Source organism: Olivibacter sp. CPCC 100613 (assembly GCF_036959255.1).
Classification (GTDB): Bacteria; Bacteroidota; Bacteroidia; order Sphingobacteriales; family Sphingobacteriaceae; genus Olivibacter.
This window is the reverse complement of record NZ_JAWMTI010000002.1, coordinates 864,926-878,249: the sequence shown is the minus strand read 5'-3', so window position 1 is coordinate 878,249 and position 13,324 is coordinate 864,926. Positions and strand designations below refer to the sequence as shown.

Here is a 13,324-nt window from a genome sequence, read left to right as displayed (position 1 = left end):
TGATGTTTTTAAAATCCAACATTTACACCGAGCGTGAACGATTTAGTTCGAGGATAAAATCCACGACCGTCTATTCCGGTCGTAAAACCGGTATCTTGAATTTCGGGATCGATTCCACTGTAACCTGTGAACGTTGCTAAATTTCTACCGGCGGCGTAGATTCTTAAGTTTCTTATGTAGTTAGAATTCAGCTTGAAGGTATATCCCAAAGTAACATTATCTAATTTTACAAAATCTCCTTTTTCTAAGTAGTAATCAGAGTATTGTGGATCATCATTCAGCTGATTATGGGTAGTGATAGCACTTTTGAAAATATTATTTGGAAGCCATTTCTTGTTTCCAAAATACATTTCTTTGGTATTCAGAATATCAAAGCCGAATTTACCTCTGAAGAATACGGTAAGATCAAAGTTCTTGTATCGTAGTGTATTGTTTAAGGATAGATTATACTTTGGTACGCCATTTCCGATTATAGTGAGATCGTCATTATTCATTTCACTGGTAGTTGCTACGGATCCGTCAGCCTTATAAAATAACCATTTTCCATCGTCGGTGAAACCTGCAAATCGTTTCCCATAGAAATTACCTACTTTGCCTCCTTCCTCGAGACGAATTGCGTTTCCAAGATTACCTGGGGAAGGCAGACCCCCAAATTCAAGGAAATTGGCTTGGAAGACGTCGCTTGACAGTTGTTTTAATCGGTTGTTTTGCAAACTTCCTGCTAAATCAATATTCCAGGTGAAATTGTCTTTCTTAATAGGCGTGCCACTAACTATAAGCTCAACCCCCTTGTTGGTTATAGAGCCCACATTCATTAAAATTTTGTCGCGAACGAATGATGGTTGCTGCGCGTTGTAATCATATATTAAATCCTTTGTTAAACGGCTGTAAACATCTAATGAACCCGAGAACCTGTTATCTAGTAAGGCAAAATCTAAACCGAAGTTCCACTCGGCTTTACGTTCCCATTTAAGATTGGGATTGGCATTTCTAGATGGGCCGAACGTCTGGTAATAAGTTCCATCCATCAAATACGTGCCTCCTGTACTCAAGGTAAGCAAAGACTGGTAATTACTTATGTCTTGATTACCGGTAACACCATAACCTACTCTTAATTTTAAATTATTAATAAGGGCCGTGTTCTTTAAAAACTCTTCCTCACTGATGGTCCAACCGATAGAAGCTGCGGGGAAATTTCCCCATTTGTTGTTTGAGCCAAAGCGACTGGAACCTTCTCTCCGGAGAATAAATTGTGCGGAGTATTTTCCTAAATAGGAATAATTAACCCGACCAAAAAAAGCGACGAGCGTGTTATCATCTTTAAAACTGCCCATACCGGGACGCGGTAGCAAAGTATTATTAATAGCGCTACCTCCACCGAGGTCCCAGTCCAACATGGCATCATTGGTAAAACCATTGTTGTTCACATTGAATTTTTCCAACGTATTATATTGATAACTGTAGCCTATGGTTGCATTCAATGAATGGTCGTCTGCAATAGTGGTAGTATAATCTAAAGTCGATTCAAATGTCTGCGACCAAGTTAAGAAATTGGCTTTCGCGGCATAGCCCATTCCTTGATACTCAGAATTCTGACGTTGGTCCCAATCGTTTATCGATCGATACCGACGATCGTTGTATTCATCTCGAACATACGATCCGAAAGCTGAGGCTTTTAAACCTTCTATGATGTTGTAGGTGAATCGAGCATCTCCACTAACTGTAGACTGATTGCGCTCAAAGATGCGATTCTCTAGTCTGGAAAGTGGGTTATAGTTATTAAATCCCTGCGTTTCCAAAAAGGAACCATCGGCATTTCTGACGGGAGCCGTTGGATTTCGTTGAATGGCTTGTTCAAAATCAGAACCCGTTGTTTTTCCGTAATCGACGGAACTGAGGTCGTCGTTTACTCCTCCTCCTAGCAGATTTGCTTTGCTTAGATTGGCTGCTAAATTGAATTGCATCTCCAGATGATCTTGTAACCCTTTTTGATTGATATTAACGCGACCGCCAAACTGCCTTCTTCCATTTTCTTTTGCGATACCCTGTGCATTGTTAAAATAGAGCGAAGCACGGTAGTTCGATTTTTCACTACCACCGGAGGCTGCTAAATTGTGATAATGACTTACATTATCTTTGTTTACAAGCTCATCATATAAGTCTGTGGACCCTCCTAAATCTAAATCCTGACCGATTAATCCTTGATTGATAAGGTTACGGAATTCAGATGCCGATAGATACGCTGGCTTCTTATCAACGGATTCATGTTGTATGTAGCTGGAGTAGTCATACCTCGGTTCCCCGGCCTTTCCTTTTTTTGTAGTAATTAAAATTACCCCGGCATTACCTCTCGTACCATAAATAGCCGCCGCAGAACCGTCTTTTAATACAGAGAATGATTCAATATCATCTTGTTGCAGGAGATCCAGGTTGCCTCCCGGAATTCCGTCAACAACGATCAAAGGGTTGGTACCTCCTTTTAGCGAATTAATACCCCTCAACTGAATTGAGGTCGCAGAGTTCGGATTGTTCCCTTGCGTACGTGTAATGTTCAAACCAGCTACTTTCCCTTGGATCAAATCCATGGGTGATCTGGTTCCTCCGGCGTTGAAGTCTTCTGCCTTTACATTGGCTACAGCCGAGTTAATTTCGCTTCGCTTTTGTGTACCATAACCAACAACCACCACCTCTTCTAAGTTATTGCTTTCCTCTCGTAAGGATACATTAACAATAGCTCGATTACCCACCGGTTGTTCGGTATTTAAGTAACCGATATAGCTAAATACTAACACATCATTTGCTGACGCTTCTAAGGTAAAACGGCCCTTCTCATCGGTGGTGACACCTTTTGAAGAACCTTTTATTAAAACAGAAACACCTGGTAAGGGTGCCTGATCGGTAGCACTTGTTACCGTTCCGGCGATTGTTTTCTGTTGCTGGTCGATTGATAGACTTGGCGGTTCCGAGGTAGTTCCGTTAGATGCCATCGCGTGAAAAGGGTAGCATGGTACCCCAATCGAAATAAACAAAGCCAAACTTCCCGTTATGGCCATGTTTTTAATGGGTTTGTTTTTTTGATTGGTCATAAATATTTAATAATCAAGTTTGTAAATGATTGGTTGTTGAAAAATCCAGGCAATAAGAATCCCGTTTACTAAAGCGCTTTAGTAAATTTTCCAAAAAAAATCTTAGGTTACTTAAAAAAATCCTATGGACTAAACTGTTTTGGTTTTCTTATCATAGTTTAATGGTTTTTGTTAGTTTGTATTGTTTCAAAAAGCTAACTTCTTAAGAAAAAAATTAATATCAAAGAGTTTTTGCTAATTTGTGAAATGTACTCACCACTAAGTCTATTTCTTTATGAAGTAATAAATATAAGTTTTTAGGGAAGACAGGAAGATAAGAGGAGGTTCTGGTGCGTACGGAAGTAAAAGAGAATAGGGATTGATTATCGATACCCTCTATAAAGCAAAGAGGCAATTTTCATATTGAAAATTGCCTCTTTGCTGGCTATCACCTTTTTATTAAATTTACCATCCAGGATTGTTTGGTGCTAAATTCGGATTCGCTTGGATTTCCCGTTGCGGAATCGGTAATAATAAATATTTCTCCGTCCAAGTAGTACCACTTTCATTTCTATAGCCGATTAAATCAACAAAGCTATTAGCTGCTAGGTTATAGGCTTTATGGGTTCTTTGGATATCAAAATAAGCTTTGTTTTCAAAGCATAATTCATGATACCTTTCACGCCATACTGCCTCTCTGAATTGGCTTTGAGATAGACCGCTTAGTGGTGCAAGACCGGCCCTTTGTCTTACCTTGTTTAAAGAAGCATAAGCTGCATCTGTAGGACCGTTCACTTCATTTTCAGCTTCCGCTTGGATTAAATACACTTCCGGCATACGTATTAATGTAAAGTTAATATCCGGTGTTAAATCCCCATTGACCCCTGAGGAGGCTTCCAGCCAATATTTATACAAAGCTGGTGGAAAAGTAATTGTTCCTGTACCATTTTTTGCCCTTGCTGAACTCGTAAAGAAGAACCCGCGTTCCGCACTACGTTTATCACCCTCTTCATAACTATTAACAAATGCTTGTCTTGGAACTAAGGCCCCATATTCATCTCCATGTTTTGAGATGGATGAGTTGTAAGGGATGATCATTTGTGTGATATTGTTTTCTGCAACACCACCAAGATATTGTACTTGTAGAATGAATTCTCCCAAATTTTTATTTGGCCTGTCGTGAAGAAAGTCTAGATTACTAAACAAGGGATACCATGCATCTCCTTGTGTTGTTACTTCAGCTGCTTTAGCCGCTGCTAATTGATAATATTCAGCGCCCTTGTTTAAAGGATACCCGGCCATTGTAAGATATACGTTAGCCAGTAGTGATTTCACAGCCCCTTTAGACGTTCTTCCGGTTCGATCTACATCTGGTAGCGAAGAGTTTTCTGCGGCAGTTAAGTCGCTGACAATAAGTTCATATATTGCTTCTTTATTTGCTCTTTGCGGACGCAATTGGCTGTCGTCAGTTGGATCAACAGGTTGTGTCACCAAGGGAATATCGCCAAAAAGACGGGTAAGAAAGAAGTAATAATAGGCCCGTAGAAAATAAGCTTGCCCCATTAAATTGGATTTTTCAGTATCGCTCATGTCAATCTGCGGTATACGGCTTATAGCTACATTGGCGTTAGCTATGCCTTCATAAAAACCTTGCCAGTAACTGTAAAAACCAGGGTTTTCCGTCCCAGTAGTATGGTTAATAACGCCCAAATTAAAGTTACTTTGTGAATTTGTTGTCGCATGACCAACCAATAATTCAATATTTATCCAAGGACTCTCGCCGTAACCAATTCCGTCACCACTCGTATTAGATCTTAAATTCGTATAGATCCCATTGACAAAGGTTTGAGCCTGGGTTGCATTTTGAAAATAACTATCCTGTGTCGGATTACTCTTGTTATTTTCATCCAGAAAACTCTCGCTGCACGAACTCGCCGTAAGTAAGGTGGCAGCCGCAAAGATGGATATAATAGATTTTTTCATTGTTCTCTTGTCTATAAATTAAAAAGTTGCGTTTAATCCAAATGTAAATGTCATTGGCTTTGGATAATCATGAAACTCGATACCTTGTGCGAAGGTATCATCGTATGTAGTAACTTCAGGATCATAGCCACTGTAATCCGTTATTAAGAAGAAGTTTTGAACAGATGCATATACTCTCAATCTGCTTAATTTGATCTTCTCAAGTACATTGGAAGGAAGATTATACCCCAACATCAGGTTTTTACCTCTGATAAAGGACCCGTCTTCAACTTTATGGGAGTCAAGCAACGTATCGTAACGAACACCCGCACCTCTTATTTCAGCGATTGGTGTATTTTGGTTTTCCGGAGTCCACGCATTTAAAACAGTAGCATAGCTATTAGCAATACCGGTACGATCTTCTGACGAGTGTTGGCTCATGCGGAATACATCATTTCCGTAAGAGTACTGTAATTCGAGTGTAAGATCGAAATTCTTATAGCGCACGGTATTAAAAAGACCACCATAAAAATCAGGAATACCTTTTCCAAGAATTGTTCTATCGGCATCGTTGATTTGGCCATCGTTATTTAAGTCGCGGTACTTGATATCACCGGGCAAGCGATTATAACGTGCCGCTTCCTCTGCCTCAGCTGTTCCCCAAGTTCCTTCTCGGATCAATCCATAAAAGCTGCCTACCGGGTTGCCCACGCGTAGAATATTACTGTTGCTTCCAATGAAGAATGGGTTCATAAATACATCTTCATTGTTTGTACCTAATGCGGTTACTTCATTCTTTAAATAAGAGAAGTTCAATGCCGTGGTCCATGAGAAGTCACCTTTGTCGATGTTAACCGTATTAATGCCGAACTCGAACCCGCTGTTTTTCATATCTCCGATATTTGTCATCATCGTTGTATATCCGCTGGAAGCAGGAACGGGTGCTGCAAGAAGCAAATCAGATGTTTTCTTGATATAAGCGTCGAACACAATATTAATACGATCATTCAGTAAGCCTAAATCGAAACCTGCATTGTATTGAGCCGTTTTTTCCCATTTTAAGTTAGGGTTAGGTAGTGTACTTATAATGGTACCTGCCGAAAGACGTCCGTCAAATACATAGTTTCCAGATTGGAGGTTTGCTCTTGATAGATAACTATCAATTTCAGAGTTACCGGTCAAGCCATAGCTTAAGCGTAATTTCAGGTTGCTTACTGTTTCACTTCCTTTCAGGAAGTCCTCTTCCGAAATACGCCAAGCGGCGGCAGCAGATGGGAAGAAGGCAAATTTATTGTTTTCACCGAAGCGTGACGAACCATCGAAACGACCTGTAACAGTTAACAAGTATTTATCCTTATAACCGTAATTCGCACGGGCAAAATAAGAATTCATTTGGTAGTTCTGAACGTCAGAAGTGGGAGGCATCGGTGTAGCTCCCATGCCCAGGTTGTTCCATTGATAAAAGTCATCAGCGATATCGTTCGCGGATGCTTCCCATTCTAACACTTCAAATTTTTGCGCTTCTGTACCTAAGGTCGCACTAATATTGTGGTCTCCAAATGTTTTGTTGTAATTGATGTGATTGGACCATTGCCAGAAATAAGAACTTTCAGCACCTATGCGAGCAAATGTACGCCCTAAACCACCGTCGAAGTTCGATAAACTACTTACAAAATAAGGTTGGTGTTGATCACGCACATTAGCACCGATCGTAGACGTGAAATCTAAGCCATCCATCAAAGTAACTTTAGCGTAAGCATTTCCTGTGAATACATTGCGTTTATAAAGACGGGTAATTTCATCCGCTTGTGCTCTCGGGTTATCACCGGTTTCTAAGCCATCATAATCCTCACGACGGCCGTATGTACCGTCTGGATATTGATAAGGAACGAATGGAACCATTTCGATCATCATTCGTGGAGGAATATTTCCGCCCACACCATCATCTTGTCTGCGTTCCGTATTGTTAGAATAACTTATTGTTCCTCCTACTTTCAACCAGTCACGCACCTGATGATCGATAACGGCTCGTGCGCTATATCTTTTTTGAAAGCTATTTACAATAATTCCCTGATCATCAAAATAACCGAGATATAAACCGTAAGTAGATTTATCGCTTCCTCCTGTAAAAGACAAATTATGTGATTGCCCAATAGCAGTGCGTGTCAGTAGATCTTGCCAATCTACATCATAAAGCGGTTGTCCGTCAGCAGTAAACAGCTCCCTGTTACCGAACGTGTTACCCACAGCATAACGTTTGTGTTTTTCCGCAGGATCTTCATATTTACCTGCCGCAAAACCTTCAGGATCGTATTTTTGTGCATTTTTATAACCCAAAGCCTCCACTTCCATCCATTCAGAGGAATTAAGTACATCCTGTTTACGCGTCATTTTGTTCACGGTCATAAAGGCATCGTAATTGATTTGACTTTGCCCTTTTTTTCCGCGTTTTGTGGTGATCATAATCACCCCATTTGCACCACGTGTTCCGTAAATTGCGGTTGAAGAAGCATCTTTAAGAACGTCAACAGACTCAATATCGCCCGGATTAATCGTAGAGATATCTTCAGTGAAAATAATTCCATCAACTACATAAAGTGGTTCATTCGTCGCGTTGATTGAACTAAATCCACGAATACGAACTTGAGTTCTCCCCCCAGGTCTTCCTGAGTTTGTAGATGCATTTACACCGGCTATTCGACCGCTTAGCGCTTGGTTAACGTTTTGAGCTGGCCGTTGGGTAAGTTCTTCCGATTTAACACCAGCTACGGAGCCTGTGATATCTACTTTTCGCTGTGTTCCGTAACCAACAACAACAACTTCATCTAAACTTTGGCTGTCTTCTTGTAGCGCAACATTGACGTTGGTTGAGCTTCCGACCGTCCTTTCGCTTGTTAAATAGCCCACATAGCTAAATACTAATATATCAGAAGGAGCCGCCTCAATTGTAAATTGCCCCTTTTCATTTGTGGTGACTCCTTTCGCCGATCCTTTGACTAAAACCGAAACACCGGGTAGGGGACTTTGATCAGTAGCGCTGGTTACCGTACCGGCTACTTGTTGTTGCTTCTTAACAGGAAGATAAGAAGATTTGGAAGTTAATCTGCCCGATGCCGTCGCCTGTGATGGACAGAACGGTATTCCAACAGACATCAACAAAGCCAAACTTCCGGTTAAGGCTATGTTTTTAATTGGTTTGTTTTTTTGATTGGTCATAAATGTTTAATATTCAGAATATAAAATGCTTAATTCATGCAGGTTGCAAATGAGTTAATCACTAAATCGCTTTAGTGATGATCTAAAAAATAAAGAGCGAAACTTTCGTTTAGCTAAATTGTTTTAGTTTTAAAGGCAAAATTGTTCATCATGGTTGTTCTGGTTTGTTAGCTTGTTTATATTAATAGTCGGCTAACTTCTTAATAAAAATGTTAATATCAAAGAACTTTCTCAAATTTGTGCGGATAAAGGGCGCAATTCGCGAATATTTTTAACAATTATGTGAAAACGATTGCCTTTTTCTTTCTTTAAATATTATCTTTACCACAACCTTATCAGCTAAACAATGCTATTACCAATTGCATAATCAATGAAAAGAAATAGAATCTCCATTAAAGATATTTCGAAGGCCCTGGGGCTTTCCAATACCACGATCTCTTTCATCTTGAATGGGAAGGCCGAAGAAATGCGAATAAGTGCACAAGTTGCTGAACGTGTTTTGGCTTATGTAAAAGAAGTGGGTTATACACCAAATTACCTTGCAAGAGGTTTGGTGACCGGTAAAACGAATACAATTGGCTTTATTGTTGAAAATATCGGCAATCCTTTTTTTTCGCAAATTGCTTCCTTAATAGAGGAACAGGCCTATAACAATGGGTATAAAATAATTTACAGTAGTACGAATGGGCAGACGGAAAAGGCTGTTGAGCTTATACGCATGTTTAGAGATAGGGGGGTGGACGGTTATATAATTTGCCCTACGGAAGGTCTCGAAGATGAAATTAAACAGTTAAGGGAAGAAAATAGACCTGTTGTACTTTTTGATAGGTATTTACCAATGATTGATTCACATTATATAGGAATCAGTAATGAGGATGCTATGTATGAGGCTTGTGAACATTTGGCAAATAAAGGGAAAAAACATATTGCCCTGATTACAACTGATTCGCAGCAAACCCAAATGCTTAGCCGGCTTGAAGGGTATAAAAAATTAATAAAGGAGCGCAAGTTGGAAGAATATATCCTTTACATTCCCTATAAAGAAAGAAAAGAACGTTTGCAGTCAGATTTTGAAGAATTCTTAAAAAATAATCCAACGATAGATAGTATCTGCTTCGCTACCAATTATTTAGCGGTTGGTGGTTTGGAGGTGATGAGAAGTAAAAAAATTAAAATGCCTACCAAAGTTGCGGTGGTGGCATTTGACGATAATGAAGCGCTTCGTTTATTTCAACCAGGTATAACAGCGGTTGAACAGCCACTTGAAGAGATGGCTAAGTTAATTATTGATCGATTATTGCTCGATTTAAAGCTTGGCAAGGTAAATGATAAGACTTTTCACAAGGAATTACCTGCTCGATTAATTTTGAGAGATTCGACGGAAAAGCTGGTGTAGGTATAGCGTTAGCGCGCTAATAGGTAGCTATTTTTCCCACCTAGGTATATCAATGTCAAAGCCAAATAAATCCAGTGCGCGAGCTACGGTATGTGTAATCATCTCTTCCATCGTTTGGGGCTGCATATAGAAAGCGGGTACCGGAGGCATCACAATACCACCCATTTCAGTTACTTGCAACATGGTTTTTAAGTGACCTGCATGCAAAGGGGTTTCTCTAAAAAGTAGGACGAGTCGTCGCCTTTCCTTTAAAGTTACATCGGCAGCTCGTGATAAAAGTGAGCTGGTTACACCTGTCGCAATTTCTGACATTGTTTTTACCGAACAGGGTGCGATTAACATGCCCATCGTTTTGAAGGAACCACTGGAGATGGCTGCTCCAACATCTGATAGGGAATAAACCTTATGTGCGAGTGAAACAATATGTTCATGTTTATAGTCTGTTTCGTAAGTCCTGACCATTTCGGCAGCCCTACTGATAATAAGATGTGTTTCAACGCCTAGTTTTTGCAGTAGTTCAAGTGCTTTTATTCCATACTGAATGCCTGTAGCACCACTGATGCCTACTACTATTCTTTGTTTAGTCATTTTTTCTGAAAACTTTACCAACCAATACCATAGTCCTCTCCATGATTGCTGCTTCCTCCCCAAAAGGTACCATGTTCCTGGTCAACAAAGATAGCATTTATCGGACCACTCGTACGTTCGCCAAAAGTCATGTTGTAACCCATTTGTTTCAACGTTGTTCTCACTTCTTCATTGGTATTACTATTCAATAAAATACTGCCGGATTTAGGAATTCGATCTTTCATTTGGGTGCCACCTAAGGATAACCAAAGTTGATTGCTGTTAATATTAGCTGCTTCAGTTGCTTGTTGCACGGTCATACCGAACTCAACGGTATTAAGGAAGAATTGCAAGAGGTTTTGATCCTGCGTATCGCCACCTTGTACGGCAAAGGCCAAAAGAGGTTTGTCATTTTTTAATGCCAGGGAAGGCGTTAAAGTCACACGCGGTCGTTTACCGGGTTGTATCACATTATACGGGTTAATGGTCGAGTCGAGCACAAAGCTCTGCAAGCGTTGGCTCATTCCTACTCCGGTATTCCCCGCAATGCAGGCGGGCACCCAACCACCACTGGGCGTAATTGCAATAAGCCAACCTTCTTTGTCTGCTGCAACGACACTGGTTGTCCCTCGCCAAAGGCGATCATGATAAAGACTGTCTTCAGTTACCTTGTCATATAATTGAGCATGATTGGAAGCATCATGTTTAGGTACAAAATCCTTAAGCCCTTCATTTTTATTGGTGTCTAATAATAGAGATCGTTTCTTTAATAGATCGCCGAAGGGATTGTGCTCGTTTTGAAACGGAAAGGGGTCGCCCGGTAGGGCAAGCGCAATATTTTTATCTTTTGGTATTATCGACGCCCGTACTTTGGCATAACTCTTATCGAGTAAGCCGCGAATAGGAGGATGCGGTTTAAAAGAGGGATCTCCATAATAAAAGTCTCTATCTGCAAAAGCCAAATTCATGGTTTGATAAAGCGTGTGAATGTACTGAGCAGAGTTATACCCCATGCTTTTGAGATCAAAGTTTTCAAGTATATTTAAACTCTGCAATAAAGCGGGTCCTTGTGTCCATTCTTGAAGTTTGTATACTTCAACATTACGATAATTCACATGCAACGGTTCTTCTTCAAGCGGTTTCCAATTCGCTAAGTCTGCCTTGGTAATTAAGCCTCCTTGTTCACTTGATCCGCGTACGAACTCATCGGCGATATCGCCTTTGTAAAAACGATCATAAGCAGCCATAATTGCATCTGCTCTGCTTTTTCCTTCTTTCAAAGCTTGTTGTTCAGCCTCTACGAGTTTATTGAGTGTCACTAATAATTGCGGCTGTCGGAAGATTTCTCCGGCGATTGGAGCTTCACGTTCATTGCCGAGATGTGGCAGAAATACTGCTTTGCTGTAAGGCCATTCTTTTATCTTTTCTTTGTTGCGTTCAATACTATTAGCCGTTTGAGCATCGATCGGATACCCCGTGGCCATCTCAATGGAAGGAGCCAGCACTTCTTTCAAGCTTAAAGTGCCATAACGGGCCAGGATGTAACAAAGTCCACCTGGAGTACCTGGTGTTACCGCTGCTAATGGTCCGTATTCAGGAGGAAAGTCGTATCCTTTTGCTTTAAAAAAATCGACAGTTGCTCCGGTAGGAGCAACACCTAAGGCATTGATTGCAATTACTTTCTTACTTCTCGGGTTATAAATTAACGCCTGGGTTTCTCCCCCCCAACTTAAAACATCCCACATAGTGCACGTTGCAGCTAGCATCGCACAGGCTGCATCAATTGCATTTCCACCTTGCTGAAAAATCATGGCGCCCGCAGTAGCAGCTAATGGCTTACCCGTTATTGCCATCCAATTTTTGCCATATAATGGGGGTTTTTGTGTTTGCTGGCCAAATGACGGCATGAAAAACAGCAAAAGGGTACAGAGGTATAAGAAAAAATATTTCATAACAAGAACGCCTGTTTTGATGCGGAATCAAAGATAGGAAAATTGACTGAGTATACGCGTTTCAAAACTTGGCGTCTTACGGTGACCTTATTACGAAGGTTTTACTTTGAAGGCTTGGAAATACATGTTAAAAGCCGGCCCTGGCGAATTCTTCCTGAAATCAACCAGGGCAATAAATTTATTGTGCTTTTAGTTTATCCAAGAGTCTTGTAGCATCTGGATGACTATAGTCTGCCATCCCTTCATGCTTGAATGCGATTTCGCCACTTTTATTTAGGATCACGGTGGTTGGAATAGTAGAACCTAGAAGATCTGCAGGAATCGGACTATTAGGTGTGTAGGTGGGAAGATCATACTGATTTTTATTCATGAACTTAATCGCCTTTTTTAAATTTCCGTCTGTTTCAACGAAAAGAAACACCAGCTCTTCATCCTGTTTTTTCATGTTATAAAGATTTTGCAAAGACGGCATTTCGGCGATACAAGGTGGACACCAGGTGGCCCAAAAGTTGATGAATATAACTTTTCCTTTTAGATCCCCTAAATTGACAATTCGATTATCTTGATCCCTAAATGAAATATGGCTTAAAGGGGCATGGGTAGGTCTATCAGCCTTCATAACGGACTCATTTTTTGGCTTAAATAAGCCTATTTTCATGAGTCCTTGAAGTACCGTTGATTTAAAAGAAGGCATAACCAGCAGGGTTGCAATAAATAGTAAGGCAATGACAAAGAGAATATTGATAATCCTTTGCCATCCATTCTTTTTTACGATTTGTCGATTTGGCATATTTAAAAAAATTAGGAATACCAATATTCAACAATAGATGAATTTAAGGTATTGCTTTATGTGAGTACGAAATAATAGGAAGAATTGTTTACAAAAGTTTTCCTGTCAACAAGCGTTTTTCAGATTAGCAATTGCCGATATTTTAAGTAGATAGGGGGAGTGCGATAGCATTGCTTTTTATTAAATGAAATATATTTTAAATTAATGGAAAGTAGCGGAAAGCAACAGCAAAAAAAAGCTGAAATCAGGAAGATTGTTTGACCGGTATGTTTATATTTAAAAAAACTCGTATCAGTTTTGGAATAAAGCTGGCAAAAATATTTCTTAAGTTTGAAGTTTCCTTCTCTAGTTAAGGCTTGCTTAGTTGGATTGTTTG

Annotated in this window: 7 protein-coding genes; 1 reads left to right on the top strand and 6 read right to left on the bottom strand. The window is 40.1% G+C overall.

Features of this window, described 5'->3' with window-relative positions; genetic code table 11:
- Positions 1–8: 8 nt before the first annotated feature.
- The 3 genes from RYH73_RS10155 to RYH73_RS10145 all read right to left on the bottom strand — a co-directional run bounded on the left by RYH73_RS10155 (position 9) and on the right by RYH73_RS10145 (position 8,243).
- Positions 9–3,086 carry a SusC/RagA family TonB-linked outer membrane protein gene (locus tag RYH73_RS10155; RefSeq protein WP_335313310.1) on the bottom strand — a complete coding sequence of 1,026 codons (3,078 nt, stop codon included), beginning with the start codon at positions 3,084–3,086 and terminating at the stop codon, positions 9–11.
- A 444-nt stretch (positions 3,087–3,530) separates the two neighbouring features.
- Positions 3,531–5,048: a RagB/SusD family nutrient uptake outer membrane protein gene (locus tag RYH73_RS10150; protein WP_335313309.1), complete on the bottom strand. Its 1,518-nt coding sequence runs from the start codon at positions 5,046–5,048 to the stop codon at positions 3,531–3,533.
- Between the two features lie 18 nt (positions 5,049–5,066).
- Positions 5,067–8,243: a SusC/RagA family TonB-linked outer membrane protein gene (locus RYH73_RS10145; protein WP_335313308.1), complete on the bottom strand. Its 3,177-nt coding sequence runs from the start codon at positions 8,241–8,243 to the stop codon at positions 5,067–5,069.
- Positions 8,244–8,613: 370 nt separating this feature from the next.
- Between RYH73_RS10145 and RYH73_RS10140 the strand changes: the two genes are divergently transcribed.
- On the top strand, positions 8,614–9,639 hold the full coding sequence (locus RYH73_RS10140; protein WP_335313307.1) for a LacI family DNA-binding transcriptional regulator: 1,026 nt from the start codon (positions 8,614–8,616) through the stop codon (positions 9,637–9,639).
- 27 nt (positions 9,640–9,666) lie between these two features.
- On the opposite strand, the gene RYH73_RS10135 is transcribed toward RYH73_RS10140, so the two are convergent.
- The 3 genes from RYH73_RS10135 to RYH73_RS10125 all read right to left on the bottom strand — a co-directional run bounded on the left by RYH73_RS10135 (position 9,667) and on the right by RYH73_RS10125 (position 12,948).
- Positions 9,667–10,227: a UbiX family flavin prenyltransferase gene (locus RYH73_RS10135; protein ID WP_335313306.1), complete on the bottom strand. Its 561-nt coding sequence runs from the start codon at positions 10,225–10,227 to the stop codon at positions 9,667–9,669.
- Positions 10,228–10,241: 14 nt separating this feature from the next.
- Positions 10,242–12,158: a gamma-glutamyltransferase family protein gene (locus RYH73_RS10130; RefSeq protein ID WP_335313305.1), complete on the bottom strand. Its 1,917-nt coding sequence runs from the start codon at positions 12,156–12,158 to the stop codon at positions 10,242–10,244.
- Positions 12,159–12,336: 178 nt separating this feature from the next.
- Complete coding sequence (locus RYH73_RS10125; RefSeq protein WP_335313304.1) at positions 12,337–12,948, bottom strand: TlpA family protein disulfide reductase; 612 nt, start codon at positions 12,946–12,948, stop codon at positions 12,337–12,339.
- Between the last annotated feature and the right edge of the window lie 376 nt (positions 12,949–13,324).